13 protein-coding genes are annotated in these 14,144 nt (G+C 70.5%); 9 read left to right on the top strand and 4 right to left on the bottom strand.

The features are described from left to right. Nucleotides 1-75 precede the first annotated feature (75 nt). The 4 genes from ACIBCT_RS22250 to ACIBCT_RS22235 are packed head-to-tail and all read left to right on the top strand — an operon-like array spanning nt 76 to nt 5,583. Nucleotides 76-2,403: an ATP-dependent Clp protease ATP-binding subunit gene (locus ACIBCT_RS22250; RefSeq protein WP_399191359.1), complete on the top strand. Its 2,328-nt coding sequence runs from the start codon at nt 76-78 to the stop codon at nt 2,401-2,403. Continuing rightward, nucleotides 2,393-3,514, top strand: a complete 1,122-nt coding sequence (locus ACIBCT_RS22245; RefSeq protein WP_399191357.1) for an acyl-CoA dehydrogenase family protein — start codon at nt 2,393-2,395, stop codon at nt 3,512-3,514. Before ACIBCT_RS22250 ends, ACIBCT_RS22245 begins: the two co-directional genes overlap by 11 nt. Before the next feature lie 12 nt (nt 3,515-3,526). Continuing rightward, entirely contained in the window at nt 3,527-4,378 is an 852-nt protein-coding gene (locus tag ACIBCT_RS22240) for a phosphate/phosphite/phosphonate ABC transporter substrate-binding protein (RefSeq protein WP_399191356.1), read from the top strand. Further along, nucleotides 4,375-5,583 (top strand): sulfurtransferase TusA family protein, encoded by a 1,209-nt coding sequence (locus ACIBCT_RS22235; protein ID WP_399191354.1) that lies wholly within the window; start codon nt 4,375-4,377, stop codon nt 5,581-5,583. Before ACIBCT_RS22240 ends, ACIBCT_RS22235 begins: the two co-directional genes overlap by 4 nt. Nucleotides 5,584-5,656: 73 nt before the next feature. On the opposite strand, the gene ACIBCT_RS22230 is transcribed toward ACIBCT_RS22235, so the two are convergent. Continuing rightward, nucleotides 5,657-6,226 (bottom strand): carboxymuconolactone decarboxylase family protein, encoded by a 570-nt coding sequence (locus ACIBCT_RS22230; protein WP_399191352.1) that lies wholly within the window; start codon nt 6,224-6,226, stop codon nt 5,657-5,659. An 80-nt stretch (nt 6,227-6,306) separates the two neighbouring features. Between ACIBCT_RS22230 and ACIBCT_RS22225 the strand changes: the two genes are divergently transcribed. The 4 genes from ACIBCT_RS22225 to selA all read left to right on the top strand — a co-directional run bounded on the left by ACIBCT_RS22225 (nt 6,307) and on the right by selA (nt 10,459). Beyond that, a complete protein-coding gene (locus ACIBCT_RS22225) occupies nt 6,307-7,002 on the top strand; it encodes a winged helix-turn-helix transcriptional regulator (RefSeq protein ID WP_399191350.1) in 696 nt (231 codons plus the stop codon). Nucleotides 7,003-7,307: 305 nt separating this feature from the next. Next, the gene (locus ACIBCT_RS22220; protein ID WP_399191348.1) at nt 7,308-7,859 is read left to right on the top strand and encodes a carboxymuconolactone decarboxylase family protein; all 552 of its coding nucleotides are present in this window, start codon (nt 7,308-7,310) and stop codon (nt 7,857-7,859) included. 94 nt (nt 7,860-7,953) lie between these two features. Next, nucleotides 7,954-9,042, top strand: coding sequence for a selenide, water dikinase SelD (gene selD / locus ACIBCT_RS22215; RefSeq protein WP_399191346.1), 1,089 nt, complete (start codon nt 7,954-7,956; stop codon nt 9,040-9,042). 67 nt (nt 9,043-9,109) lie between these two features. Beyond that, nucleotides 9,110-10,459 carry an L-seryl-tRNA(Sec) selenium transferase gene (gene selA, locus ACIBCT_RS22210; protein WP_399191344.1) on the top strand — a complete coding sequence of 450 codons (1,350 nt, stop codon included), beginning with the start codon at nt 9,110-9,112 and terminating at the stop codon, nt 10,457-10,459. Between the two features lie 221 nt (nt 10,460-10,680). Here the strand turns inward: selA and ACIBCT_RS22205 are convergent, their stop codons facing one another. Both ACIBCT_RS22205 and ACIBCT_RS22200 read right to left on the bottom strand, forming a co-directional pair. Continuing rightward, on the bottom strand, nt 10,681-11,031 hold the full coding sequence (locus tag ACIBCT_RS22205; RefSeq protein ID WP_399191342.1) for a hypothetical protein: 351 nt from the start codon (nt 11,029-11,031) through the stop codon (nt 10,681-10,683). Next, a complete protein-coding gene (locus ACIBCT_RS22200) occupies nt 11,024-11,674 on the bottom strand; it encodes a winged helix-turn-helix transcriptional regulator (RefSeq protein WP_399191340.1) in 651 nt (216 codons plus the stop codon). Before ACIBCT_RS22200 ends, ACIBCT_RS22205 begins: the two co-directional genes overlap by 8 nt. An 89-nt stretch (nt 11,675-11,763) precedes the next feature. On the opposite strand from ACIBCT_RS22200, the gene ACIBCT_RS22195 reads away from it, so the two are divergent. Further along, nucleotides 11,764-12,144: a nuclear transport factor 2 family protein gene (locus ACIBCT_RS22195; RefSeq protein ID WP_399191338.1), complete on the top strand. Its 381-nt coding sequence runs from the start codon at nt 11,764-11,766 to the stop codon at nt 12,142-12,144. A 200-nt stretch (nt 12,145-12,344) separates the two neighbouring features. On the opposite strand, the gene selB is transcribed toward ACIBCT_RS22195, so the two are convergent. Then, nucleotides 12,345-14,111 carry a selenocysteine-specific translation elongation factor gene (gene selB / locus ACIBCT_RS22190; protein WP_399191336.1) on the bottom strand — a complete coding sequence of 589 codons (1,767 nt, stop codon included), beginning with the start codon at nt 14,109-14,111 and terminating at the stop codon, nt 12,345-12,347. Nucleotides 14,112-14,144 lie beyond the last annotated feature (33 nt).

The raw sequence follows: 14,144 nt of genomic DNA, 5'->3' as shown, positions 1-14,144 counted from the left end.
TCTCGCCACATGCAGTCGCCGGAAACCGGCCTCCGCCGCCACGCGGCGTCAAAGGAGCCGAGCGAGGAGCGGGAGATGGTGGACCGACTCAGCGAGCACGCACGGCAGGTGGTCGTCCTGGCCCAGGAGGAGGCCAGGATGTTCAACCACAACTCCGTCGGCACCGAACACATCCTTCTCGGCCTGGTCCAGGCCGACGGCCTGGCCGGTGTGCTGCTCAAGGAGTTCGACATCGAACTCGACAGCGTCCACCAGCAGGTGGAGAAGCTCGTCGGGGCCGGTCAGCAGTTCACCCCCGGACCGATGCCGATGAGCGGCCGGGTCGACGAGCTGTTCGAACGGTCACGGGTCGAGGCCGGACGCCTCGGGCTCGACCACGTCGACACCGAGCACATCCTGCTGGGCATGCTCGGTGCCGAGAACGACCCGGCCGTCACGGTGCTGGCGAACCTGGGAGCGGACGCCACCCGCATCCGCGAGCGCATCCTGCAGCTGCTCGACCCGGTCCCCGAACCGATCCGCGCGGTGGCGGGACCGGTGCGCTCGGCCGACCTGCTGCTCGGACGCTTCGGGCGCAACCTGACCGACGCCGCCCGGGCCGGGGAACTGGATCCCGTGATCGGGCGTGAGAAGGAGATGCAGCGGCTCGTCCAGATCCTCTCCCGCCGTACGAAGAACAACCCGCTGCTGGTGGGAGAGCCCGGCGTCGGCAAGAGCGCGCTGGTCGAAGGCCTGGCACAGCGGATCGTCGACGAGCAGGTGCCCGACGTCCTCAAGGACATGCGCCTGTACACGCTGGACCTGGGCGCCCTGGTGGCCGGTGCGCGCTACCGCGGTGACTTCGAGGAGCGCCTGAAGACCGTGCTGCGGGAGATCCAGGCCGACGGCGGCATCATCGTGTTCGTCGACGAACTGCACACCCTGCTGGGAGCAGGTACCTCCACGGGGAGGATCGACGCCGCCTCCATCCTGAAACCCCTGATGGCCCGGGGCGAGCTGCGCATGATCGGCGCCACGACCCACCGGGCCTACCGGACGCACATCGACAGGGACGCGGCCCTGGCACGCAGGTTCCAGCCCGTTCAGGTGGATCCGCCCGACGCCGCCACCACCGTCGAGATCCTCACGGCGCTGCGCGAGCGCTACGAGGCACATCATCGGGTGTCGATCACCGATGAGGCCGTGCTCAGCGCGGTACGCCTGACGGATCGTCATCTCCCGGGCCGTTTCCTGCCCGACAAGGCGATCGACGCGATGGACGAGGCGGCGGCTTTGATGCGGATCCGCGCGCTCGCCCTGCCCGCCGTGGCAGGGCCGCCGCAGGTCACCGGTGACCACGTCGCCGAGGTGGTGGCCGCGATGACCGGCCTTCCGTCGGCCCGGCTCTCCACCGGGGAGACGACGCGGCTGCTGGCGATGGAGATCGAGCTGCGCAGGCGGGTCGTCGGCCAGGACGCCGCGATCGCGGTGCTCGCCCGGGCCGTCCGGCGCGCCAGGACCGGGGTGGGGGACCTGGAACGTCCCAACGGCTCGTTCATCTTCGCCGGCCCCACCGGAGTCGGTAAGACCGAGCTCGCCAAGGCGCTGGCCGCGTTCCTGTCCGGTCACGAGGACGCGCTCGTCCAGCTGGACATGAGCGAGTACATGGAAAAGCACTCCGTATCCAAGATGTTCGGCGCGCCGCCGGGTTATCTTGGCTACGAAGATGGAGGAAACCTTACCGAACGTGTTCGGCGGCGCCCCTTCTCGGTGGTACTGCTCGACGAGATCGAAAAGGCTCATCCCGATGTTCTCGACGCGCTCTTGCAGGTTCTGGAAGATGGCCGGCTCACCGACGGCCAGGGCCGGGAGGTCGACTTCACCGGCACCGTGATCATCATGACCACCAACCTGGGATCCAGGAGTCTCGCCTGGAGCCTGCCCGCCGGTTTCACCGACACCGACGGCGGCGGCTCCGACGCGCAGCGGATGCGGTCCCTGGCCGAAGACGAGCTCCGGGGTCACCTGCGACCCGAATTCCTCAACCGGGTCGACGACGTCGTCGCGTTCGGCCCTCTGACACCGGCCGACCTGCTGGAGATCGTCGACATGACCGTCGCCCGCCTGTCCGAGCGGCTGGCCGGCAACAGGGCCATCACCCTGGAGGTGAGGCCGGAGGCCAGACGCCTGCTGGCGCACCTCGGTCACGTCCCGGCCTCCGGTGCCCGCCACCTGCGCCGGATCGTCCGGCAACGGCTCGACGACCCCCTGTCCACCCTGATCCTCGGCGGACGCCTGCATGCCGGGCAGAGCGTCGTCGTCGACGTCGAACCGGCCGACCCCTCCACGCTCACGTTCACGGTGGTCCCCCCCACCGGTGACGGTCCGTCTCGAACCGAAAGTGGTGATGCCCATGTCCTCTGACCACATGACCGCCCTGGACGCCGCGATCGAATCCACGATCGCTCCGGCAGCAGCGGACACCGACCGCCTTGGAACGTTTCCACGTTCCGGTATCGACGCCCTCGCCCGGGCCGGTCTGCTGGGCCTCACCAGCGCGAAGGATCTCGGGGGCGGCGGCCAGGGCCTGTCCGCGGCCGCGAAGGTCATCGAAAGGCTCGCCGGCACCTGCGGGTCGACCGCCATGGTCATGCTGATGCACTACGCCGCGACGGCCCTGATCGAGGCCCACGGCAGCGAGAAGGTCCGCACGCAGATCGCCCGCAACGAGCACCTCACCACGCTCGCCTTCTCCGAGGTCGGCTCCCGCAGCCACTTCTGGGCCCCCGTCGGCACGGCCTCGCCCGACAACGGTCACGTCCGGCTCGACTCCCGCAAGAGCTGGGTCACCGCCGCGAGCGAGGCCGACAGCTACGTGTGGTCGACCCGCCCGCTGCAGGCCGAAGGTCCCATGACCATCTGGCTGGTGCGCAGCGACTCGGCCGGTCTGCAGACCCGCGGGCCGTTCGACGGCTTCGGGCTGCGCGGGAACGCCTCCAGCCCCGTCACGGGCCAGGACGTCGTCGTCGAGCGGGAGGCCATGCTCGGCGCGGACGGCGCGGGCCTGGACATCGCGCTGCAGACCGCTCTGCCGTACTTCCTCGTCCTGAACGCGGCGTTCTCGCTCGGGCTGATGGAGGCCCTGGTCGCCAAGGCACATGACCACCTGCTGGGCACCAGGCTCGACCACCTGGACCAGACGCTCGCCGAGCAGCCGCTGCAGCGCGCCAGGTACGCGCAGGTGCACACCCGCACCGACCAGGTCCGCGCCTTCCTGAACGACACCCTCACCGCCCTGGAGACCGGACGCGAGGACGCCACCTTGCGCGTCCTGCAGGTCAAGGCGGTGTCGGCCGAGGCCGCGGCCGACGTCGCCGACGGTGTGATGCGATTGTGCGGGGGATCGGCCTTCCGCAAGGAGACAGGGGTGGAGCGGCTGTTCCGCGACGCGCTCGCCGCCCGCGTGATGGCCCCCACCACCGACGCGTTACAGGACTTCGTCGGCCGGGCGACCCTCGGCATGCCGCTCTTTTAGGAGGATTCCACGATGACGCTGCTCATGGGTGCGGTCGCCTACGACCCCAAGGTGGTGACGATCTGGGGCGGGTTCCGGTCGTGGCTGCTCGACCAGGGATTCGCCTTCGACTTCGTCCTCTACTCCCACTACGAGCGCCAGGCCGAAGACCTCGTCGAAGGCCGCATCGACGCCGCCTGGAACTCCCCCCTGGCCTGGATCCGCGCCAGGCGCCTGGCCGAGGCCCGGCAACGCCGGCTGACCCCCCTGGTCATGCGCGACACCGACCGGGACCTCACCTCGGTGATCGTGGTCCGCGCCGACTCCCCCTACAAGGACCTGGCCGACCTCAAGGGAGAGACCATCGCGGTCGGCGCCGTGGACTCCCCGCAGGCCACGCTGATCCCCTCCTCGTTCCTGGCCGCGAACGGCCTGCGGCCCGGGATCGACGTGCCGATCCGCAGGTTCGACGTCGGCGTGGGCCTGCACGGCGACCACATCGGCGGTGAGCGCGACGCCGCCCGCGCCCTCGCGGCCGGTACGGTGGCCGCCGCGTGCATGATCGACTCCAACCACCTGCTGTTCGGCCGCGAGGGCACCCTGGCCGCGGGCAGCACCCGGGTCCTGGCGCAGACCCCGCCGTACGACCACTGCAACATGAGCGTCGCCGAGCACGTGCCCGACCAGGTCACCCAGACCTTCGGTGACCTGCTGCTGTCCATGTCCTACGCCGACCCCCGGGTGCGTCCCCTGTTCGACCTCGAAGGGCTCACCGTGTGGCAGCCCGGCAGGACGAGCGGATACGCGGCCCTGGAGGCCGCGGTCGACGAGAGCGGTTTCTACGACTCCTCCGGGGCCGTCACGGCGGACGGATACACACCGTGACCGGGGCGCTCCCGCCCCTGCTCGACCTGCAGGACCTCGGCTTCGAGCGCGGCGCCCACCTGCTGGTGCAACGGGCACTGCGCGACCTGCGCCCCGGCGACGAACTCGCGGTGACCGGCCGTGACCCCGCGCTGCTCATCCACCTGGAGGCATGGTGCCGGCATCAGGGCCATCGGGTGCGGCCCGTCGAGGATCCCGACGACGACGTGCGGGCCCGGGTGGTGCGCGGCCGCACCGACCTGGACCGGTGGGCGCACGCCGAACGCGCCGGCGGTCCCGGTCCCGGCCAGATCACCGCCACCCCGTCGCTTCACTGGGGGCTGGCGGCGCGCGGAGCGCTGGTCGAGCCCGGCGGCCCCGAGCTTCCCGTCGACCTGATCCACCGCGATCAGGTCTGGGCCGAGATCGCGCCCAGCCTGTACGCGCACGCGGCCGCCGCCCAATGGGATCCCGCCAAGGCCGTGGCATGGGACGCCGAGGTCAGCCTGCCCGCCGAGATCGAACGAGCGGTGGTGCAGGTGATGACGTTCCTGGTGGAGAACGAACAGGCGGCCCTGGTGATCCCGGCCCGGCTGCTGGCCCGTGTCCATCCGCACTTCAGGGAGGTCCTGCAACTTCTCGCGGTCCAGGCGGCCGACGAGGCCCGTCATGTGGAGGTCTTCACCCGCCGCGCCCTGCTCACCGGCGGCGAGATGGGCACCTCCTCGGTGAGCGGCCGGGAGTCGCTGAACACCCTGCTCACCGAGCCGGACTTCTCCTTGGCGTCGTTCCTGCTGTCGGTCCTGGGCGAGGGCAGCTTTTTGAACCTGCTGACCTTCCTCGACCAGAACGCCCCGGATCCGGTGACGCGCCAGGTCACCAGACTCGCCAGGCAGGACGAGGCGCGGCATGTCGCGTTCGGGGTGGCCCATCTTCAGCATCAGATCGCGGTCGACCCCTCGCTGCGCGACCGGCTGCGCGCCGCGGTGGAACGACGGCACGAGACACTGGTCAGCAGCGCCGGGCTGAACCAGGACGTCTTCGACGCCCTGGTCACCCTGGCCGCCGGGGAGTGGACACCGCACGCCGTCGAGAAGGGGTACGCGAAGGTGATGCGGCTCCAAGCGGAGATGGACGAGGGACGCCGGCATCGCCTCGTGCGGCTGGGATTCCCCCACGACGAGGCCACCGAGCTCTCGGCCCTGCACACCCGCAACTTCATGTGACCGGGGGTCCCCGAGACGAAGGCGCGGCGCCACCTTGGAGCGGCCGGCGTCGCGCCTTCACCATGTGCGGGCCCTAATCGGCGAGCTGACCCAGGGTGGTCAGGCCGAAGGTGTTGGCCATACGCGCCACCCAGTTGAACTGGCAGGCCGTCCACACCGCCTCCAGGATCTGCTCATCGCTCCATCCCAGGGCTCTGAGCCTGACGAAATCCTCGTCGGCGATCCGGTACGCCTCGTGCGTGATGCGAGCGGCCAGCCGCAGAAGCTCGCGCGTCGGCTCGGGAATCGGCATGTCGTCGATGTCGGGGACCGCGAGGCTCGCGGTGAGGCCGGGATCGGCGCCGATCAGGTCCAAAAAGAGGACGTGGGCGTCGACACAGTAGCGGCATGCCACCTCGCGCGCGACGAAGGCGGCGATCAGCTCCTTGACGCCGCGCTCCAGCACGCCTTCGTGAAAGACCGAGCGGTACCCGTCCCAGAAGACCTGAAGGTACGCCGGTCGTGTGCTGACCAGCTTGAAGACGTCGGGGACCAGTCCCAGCCCGAGGCGGGTGCGTATCTCCTCGTAGAGGGCGGCGGTGGTTCCCGTGGCCGTCGTCTCGCTCACCACGGGCACTCGCACCCCGGGTAACGGTGTCGCCATGTCCGCTCCTGATCATAAGTGGCCTATTGCAGGGGGATACTATCCAGAAATAAAGTAAAGAATCTTAGAGGAGGATCACAGTGAGTCATGTACGGAGAAACTACGGGCAGTACTGCGGTCTGGCGTCCGCCCTGGACGTGGTGGGGGAGCGCTGGACGCTGCTGATCGTCCGCGAGCTGCTCCTGGGTCCCAGGCGCTACAGCGAACTGCTCGCGGAGCTGCCCGGTATCGGCACGAACCTGCTGGCCGAACGCCTGAAAGTCCTCACCGAGCAGGGCGTGGTCACCAAGGCCGCCTCCCGCGACCAGGGCTATGAGCTGACCGAGTTCGGCCGGCGGCTGCGCGAACCGGTGCTGATGCTGACGCGCTGGGGGCTGTCGCGGCTCGGCGAGCCGAGCGACGACCAGGTGGTCCGGCCGCACTGGGGGTTCCTCGCCGTACAGACGATGATCGATCCTGAGCGCGCATCGGACATCGACGAGGTATATGAGTTTCACGTGGACGACGTCGTCTTCCACGTCGCCGTCGAGGGGCGCGTCCCCCGTGTGGTCGAGGGCCGCTGCGACGCCCCGTGCTCGATGGTGGCGCACACCGATGCGAAGACCTTCGTGGAGATCGGCGCCAAGCGGCTGAGCCCGTTCGAGGCCCTGGCCTCGGGCCGGTTGACGATGTCCGGCGACCCTGAGGCGATCATGCGCTCCAGTGTCCTGCTGGGCCTCGTTCCCCGCAGGGACGTCGCCGCGGAACGCTCCCTGGCCTCTGTTCCAGCTTCATAATCTTGTAAGTGTTTTAGAAAGATCACTCTCTGCTGTCAATGTGGATTTTCTGTATCGCTGCGATTAACGCTGGTGGAGCTCGCCCATGGCAATGGGATTCTTGCGCCATTCAACCTTCGGGCCGCATGCGATGCAACGCTTGACTATATATCTCTAAAGCTGTCTACTTTGGGGTGTCGGTACGACAACGCCCCCGTGGCACTTCGCCCTCGAAGGGAGAGGCGACACTCGCCCCCGCGAGGTCTCCGCTTCACGGCCCGCCACGGGCGGCTCCGAGGATCGTGCACCGCCTCCAAGGAGAGACCATGCCGCACATCGCCATGTCCCCTGAGCTGGCACCCGGAACCCCCGGCCTGTTCCAGTACCGCCCCGAGACGGGGCGTCCCCTGGCCGAGCTCGCCGAAGTGCTCCTGCGCAACCCGCACTCCCTGAGCCGGGGCGACCGCGAGATGATCGCGGCCTACGTCTCGGCGCTGAACGACTGCTACTTCTGCAGCTCCGCCCACACCGAGATCAGCGCCGCCCAGCAGAGCGGGGGCCGGGCTCTGGTCGACAAGGTCATCGACGACGCCGACAGCGCGCCGATCTCGCCCAAGCTCAAGGCGCTGCTGGTCATCGCCGGCGCGACGCAGCGCGGCGGGCACGAGGTCACCGAGGCCATGGTGGACACCGCCCGCCAGGCCGGCGCCACCGACACCGAGATTCACGACACGGTGCTCATCTCCGCCGCGTTCTGCATGTTCAACCGCTACTGCGACGGGCTGGCCGCCGTCGTCCCGCAGGACCCGGCCGCCTATGTCGGAATGGCACAGATGATCATCAACGACGGATACCGGATGTGCGCGACCGGCCACTAGAGCCTGCCGGTCGGCGGCCGCACGGCGCCTCCCACGACGCCGACGCGGCCGCCATCGGCCGCCGGAACCTCGATGAGCACATGGAAAGGCTGAGATGAGCACATCGGCTCAGCACGGCATCCGCCTCACCTCCCTGTCACCCGGCGCCGGATGTGCCTGCAAGCTTCCTCAGGCCTCCCTCGAACAGCTCATGAGCGACCTCGGACCGATCACCCCGGTTCCCGGTGCCGATCTGCTCGTCGGGCTGCCCGAAGGTGACGACGCCGCGGTGTGGCGGCTCAATGCGGCGCAGGCCCTGATCCTGACCACCGACTTCTTCACCCCCATCGTCGACGACCCCTACGACTGGGGCCGCATCGCCGCCGCGAACGCCCTGTCCGACGTCTACGCGATGGGCGGCCGGCCCATCATCGCGCTCAACCTGGCCGCCTGGCCGGGGGAGGACCTGCCGATCGGCATGCTGGCACAGGTCATGCGCGGGGCGGCGGCACTGGCGGCCACCGCCGGATGCGCCGTCGTCGGCGGCCACACCATCGCCGACCCCGTACCCAAGTACGGCATGGCGGTGGTGGGCCTGGCCGACCCCGCCCGCCTGTTCACCATCGACAACGCCAGGGCCGGCGACGAGCTGATCCTGACCAAACCCCTCGGCACGGGTGTCGTCGTCACGGCGTTGAAGCACGACGCCGCCTCCGCCGACGCCGTCCGGAGCGCCGTGGACTCCATGACGGCGCTCAACGCGACGGCCAGCGAGGTCGCGCAGGCGGCCGGGGCGCGAGCCGCCACCGACGTGACCGGGTTCGGGCTGCTCGGGCACCTGCACAGGATGCTGAAGGCCAGCGGTGTCGCCGCGCGGGTGGACGCCGCGCGGGTGCCCTTCCTGCCGGAGGCCCTCGAGCTGGCCGCCAAGGGATTCGTCTCGGGCGGTTCCCGGGCCAACATGAGCCATCTGGCGGACCGGGTGCACATCGACCCCTCCGTCGACGAGGAGACCTCGGTGCTGCTGCACGATGCGCAGACCTCCGGAGGACTGCTCATCGCCGCGCAGGCTCCGGCGGACGCCCTGCTGGAGCGGTTGCGAGCGCGCGGCCTGCCCGCCGCGTCGATCGGACGGGTCGTCGACGGCCCGGCCGGACGCATCACCGTAGGGAACGGCACCGTAGGGAAGGGCGCCGCCGCCTAGCAGGCCGTCCAAACCGACCCGTGACGAACGACCCACATGTGCCGCGACCTGGCCGGAGGTGAAGGCGATGAACGGCGATCCCCGCCGCGCGCTGCCGAAGATGGACGTCGTCCTTGCACACCCCCGCATCGCCGAGCAGATGAGCACCTGGGGGCGGCCGCTCATGACCGAGGCGGCCCGGCGGGCACTGGAGCAGGCCCGCCACGCCGTCACCGACGGCCGGCCGCCGCCCTCACTCGACGACATCGCGCACGTGGCGACGGGGTCGATCGCCGCCCTCACGGCCGGTCGGCTGCGCGCCGTCATCAACGCCACCGGGGTCGTGCTCCACACGAATCTCGGCCGGGCGCCCCTCTCCGAGGCGGCCAGGAAGGCCGTCGACCTCGCCACCGGGTACTCGACGGTGGAGTTCGACCTGCGAACGGGAGGGCGCGGCAAGCGTGGCGCCACCGCCCATGCCCTCCTGCGCGAGCTCACCGGCGCGCCCGGGGCCCTGGTGGTCAACAACGCCGCGGCCGCCCTGTTCCTGGCCTTGGGCGCTCTGGCACGGGGCCGGCAGGTCCTGGTCTCCCGTGGAGAGCTGGTCGAGATCGGCGGGGAGTTCCGCATTCCCTCCATCATGGAGGCCGCCGGCGTCGAGCTCGTCGAGGTGGGATCGACGAACCGGACCCACCTGGCCGACTACGCCGACGCGATCGACGAGCGCACGGCTCTGCTGATGGTGGTTCACCCCTCCAACTACCGCATCGAGGGCTTCACCGCGCAGCCGCCGCTGGCCGACCTCGTCCGCCTGGCGAGGAAGGCCGGGATCCCGTTGTTGCACGACATCGGCTCGGGTCTCCTGCGAGGGCGCCTGGGGGACGAGCCGACCCTGCGCGACAGCCTCGGCGCAGGAGCCGATCTGGCGGTGTTCTCCGGTGACAAGCTGTTCGGCGGCCCCCAGGCGGGCCTCCTGGTGGGCCGGGCCGACCTGGTCGGGCGGCTGGCCCGTCATCCCGTCGCGCGTGCCGTGCGGATCGACAAACTCACCCTCGCCGCCTTGGAGGCGACGCTGCAGACGCACCTGTCGGGCCGGCTGGAGGAACTGCCCGTGTGGCGGATGCTCACCGTGTCGCTGGAGGCCCTCAGAGCCCGCGCCGGCGCCATGGCCCGCGCGCTGGGCGATGCCGCCTCGCTCAGGGACGGCGCCAGCGTCGCCGGCGGCGGCAGCCTTCCCGGAGAGGGCATGCCCAGCGTGCTCATCCGGATCGACCCCCGGCCGGTGAGCGAGACCACGGTCGTGGCCAGGCTGCGTGCCGAGGACCCGCCCGTCATCGCACGCGCCGAGAGAGGACACGTCATCGTGGACCTGCGCACCGTGCCTCCCGAGCAGGACGACACCCTGCTGCGAAGCCTGCGGCACGCGATCGGGCACTGACCGGCGGCCGGCTTCCGGCCAGGCGCGGGCTCTGGCACGCCACCGCCCCACCCGCCCCCGCCGGCTCCGGCCTGCAGGGGAGGGGACGAGCCCGCGATCAGGCAGGTCTCTGACCGGTCCGGCGGGACCGTCCGCGCCCGTCATGGCGGACGCGGACGGTGCGGCGGTGTCGCCGACGTCATGGGCGGCCCGGGTCCCGACGGGCCCGCGCGGGCTCGCGGTCAGTTCGATCGTCGCAGGGCGTCGACGTACCGGCGGGCGTCACGGGCCACGTCCCGCCACAGAGCGAGGGTCGCCGCGTCGCTCTCCTGGGCCGGGAAGGCGACCCATTCCCGCATGGTCCGCTTCCCCATGGTCACCGGCTCGGCGCTCCCCGCGTCGACGTACCCGCGAGCCCGGTCCCGGGGAAGTTTCACGATGAGCTCGCCACCGTGACCAAGGAAGGCGAAGATCTTGTCACCGGTGCGCAGCCCCGGACTGCGGAACATCGTCCCCAGGACGACGTCCGGTTCGTCACCGAAGTCGGCGGCGATCTCCTCGAGCAGCCCTCGCGCGTCGTGCCCCTCAGGCATCGGTGTGTCCCTCGCTCGGCAGAAGGCGCTCGAACGCCGCGGCGGAGCCGTCGACGGCCAATCCTTGGTCCTGGGCCGCCGCAAGGCTCGTCTGCGCGGTGAACAGCGCGACGAGCACCTGTGGCGGCGCCGTGACCGTCGCGTCGACGCGCCGCCGGGCCGAAGGGGGCCGCACGTCGATCCGGCCGTTGTCGGCGATGACATCACAGCCGTCGTACAGGTCGCCGAAGCGTACGGTGACGGCCGGCTCGCCGGGTGAGCCGGCCCGGCACAGGTGGCGCAGCGGCAGCGCGAACCAGTGCATCCTGAACGCGTCGTCGTGGGGCGGGTTCGTCATCAACGGTGCGCCCCAGCGAGTCAGCTCGCCGACGACGCCGCCGAGGTCGCGGCCCCTGCCGGTGAGGCCGATCAACGTCGCGGCGACCGGTGGCGGCTCCTCGTGCCGGGTGATCAGCGCGGCCTCCTCCATCTCGCGCAGGCGATCGGCCAGCAGGTTGCTGGCGATGCCGGGCAGACCGCGCCGCAGGTCGGAGAAGCGGCACGGGCCCTGGGTGAGAAGTTCGCGGACGATCAGCAAGGTCCAGCGGTCACCCACCAGATCCAGGGCACGCGCCATCGAACAGAACTGACCGTATGAACGCATGACACCAGCCTAGTGTTAGTGGTTGAAAATATCTATCCGGTGGTTTATTTTCTCAATCACAGAGATCGGATGCTCGGAAGGAGATCGACATGACCGTCGTCGGCGACGACGCGCCTTCGGTCGTTCAGGCGTACTACCGGATCCTCACCGGCGGGATCGAGACCTACGAGGACGGCCGTGACCTCGCGCCCCTGCTGGCCGACGACCTCGACTTCGAAGGACCCATCGCCGGACGCGTCACCGGGGCGGCCCGCTTCCGGCACGGGGTCAAGGGCTTCATCGCCAACGTCACCAGGATCGACCCGATCCAGGAGGTCCACGGCGAGAGCGACACGGCCGTTCTCTACGACGCCCACCTGCCCGGGGGCATCGTCAGGTTCACCGAGTTCTTCACCCTCGACAACGGCAGGATCCAGCGACTGCGTCTGCACTACGACCCCGCCGACTACGTGGCCAAGGGCGGCGGCTGACCGAGCCGTCCCGCGCGAGCGGCCACCGGTTCCCGCACCGCTTACCCGCGCACCGCTCACCGATGCCGGACGGCCGGATCCCACCCCTCCTCGAAGACCGAACGATCGAAGGCGGTTCCCGGCCGGGGCGCGCCGAGCGGGCACGGGGGAGGGGGCAAGGCGCGGGCGTCGTCCGCGCTCCAGAGAGGGATGGGCGGCCGTCAGTTCGGCGTGCGCGCCCGCATCCGCCGTTTGCTGGTGTCGACCCGGACGGTGTGGCCGCGGCTGTCGAGATACTCCAGCAGCGGGATGACCACCCGGCGGGAGGTGCCGAGCGCGCTCCTGGCCTCACTCGCCGTGAACGGTTGCGGCAGACGGCTCAGGATCTGCACGGCCTTGGTCTCCGCCCCGACGGGAAGGACCACTCCCTCGGCCAGCCGGAGCAGAGCACCTGATCGCGCGGCGGCGATCACCGACTTGGAGGTGAAACCCAGCTCGGCGAGGTGGCTCGCCTCGGGGGCCCTGAAGGGGGCCGTCTCCAGCTCTTCTTCCAGACGGCGTACGGCGGCGGCGACGGGCGCGGGCAGCGTGGGCGCGGCGGCCGGCCGGTGCACACGACCGCCCTCCATCCGCAACGGCGGCCTCACCAGCGCCTCCACCAGGCGCCGGTCGGGCAGGTTCAGCAACTGCCGGGCGGATTCGACCGGCAGCCCCGGAGCCAGGGAGTGCTGATCGGCGTAGGCGTCGACCGCCTTGGAGAGCTCGCCCGTCAGCGCGTCCCAGCGTGCCGGATCCACCAGCCAGTCGCCGATCGCGGGTCCGTCCCCGGGCTCGCATCCCATGACGGTCAGGTCGGCGCGTTTCAGGAAGCCGTGCCTGCGCAGCAGCACACCACCGGTCGGGCGCTCGGGCCATGCCGCCAGCTCGCGCGCGGCGGCCGTGGCCGCGCCGCGGCGGCTGAGCCGCGGGGGCCGGACGTCGAGAACGGTCAGGCCCGCCATGCGCCGGGAGCCGGGGTCGCGCATGATCGCGCGATCTCCCACGTGCAGGGGCAGGGCGGTGCTCAGCGTCAGCCGGGCGGTCTCGGAGCCGAGACGGCGCACGAGCACCGGGGTCGCGGCGGAGCCGATGTGCAGAAGGGACTCTCGCCCGAGCTCGTCCGCGCCGGCGCCCCGCAGCCGTACGTCGACCGTGTCCGTGACGCTCCACCGGTCCGGTGACACCAGCGCCATGCCGCGTGCGACGTCCGCCAGCTCGACACCCTTGAGGTTCATCGCCGCACGGGCGACACCGGAGATCGAGGAGACGCGTTTCTTGAGCGACTCCAGCCCTCGGACCCGGACGCGACGCCCGGAGGGGGCAAGGACCAGCTCATCACCCACCGCCACGGTACCGGCCGGCAACGTGCCGGTGACGACCGTGCCCATGCCCTTGACGGTGAAGGCACGGTCGATCCACAGCCGGACGGGCTCTGCGGCCCGCGCCCGGGGAAGCGCGGCGACGAGCCTGTCCAGTGCCGTGAGGAGATCGTCGATACCCTCCCCCGTCGTGCTGCTGACGGTGACGGCCTCGACCGTTCCCAGGCAGGTCTTCGCGATCTGGGCCCTGGCCTCGTCGAGGGCGAGCGAGGGGTCGGCGCGGTCGCATCTGGTCACGACGAGCAGGCCGTGTCCCAGCCCCAGCGCGTCGATCACCGAAAGATGCTCGGCCGACTGCGGCATCCATCCCTCGTCCGCGGCGACCACCATCATGACGGCGGGAACCGGGCCCACGCCGGCGAGCATGTTGGTCACGAACCGCTCGTGGCCGGGAACGTCGACGAAGGCCAGGAGTTCGCCTGACGGCAATGTCCGCCAGGCGAACCCCAGGTCGATCGTCAGACCACGCCTGCGTTCCTCGGCCCAGCGGTCGGGCTCCATCCCGGTGAGGGCGCGTACGAGCGTCGATTTGCCGTGATCTACATGGCCTGCGGTCGCGACTACGTACATACGCGCTTTCCCACCGTTCAAGGAGTGACGCGG

The sequence above is a fragment of the Streptosporangium sp. NPDC050855 genome, assembly GCF_044456585.1.
In the GTDB taxonomy this organism is placed as follows: Bacteria; Actinomycetota; Actinomycetes; order Streptosporangiales; family Streptosporangiaceae; genus Streptosporangium; species Streptosporangium longisporum.
The sequence above is the reverse complement of the archived record's forward strand: the minus strand, read 5'-3'. Positions and strand labels throughout refer to the sequence as shown.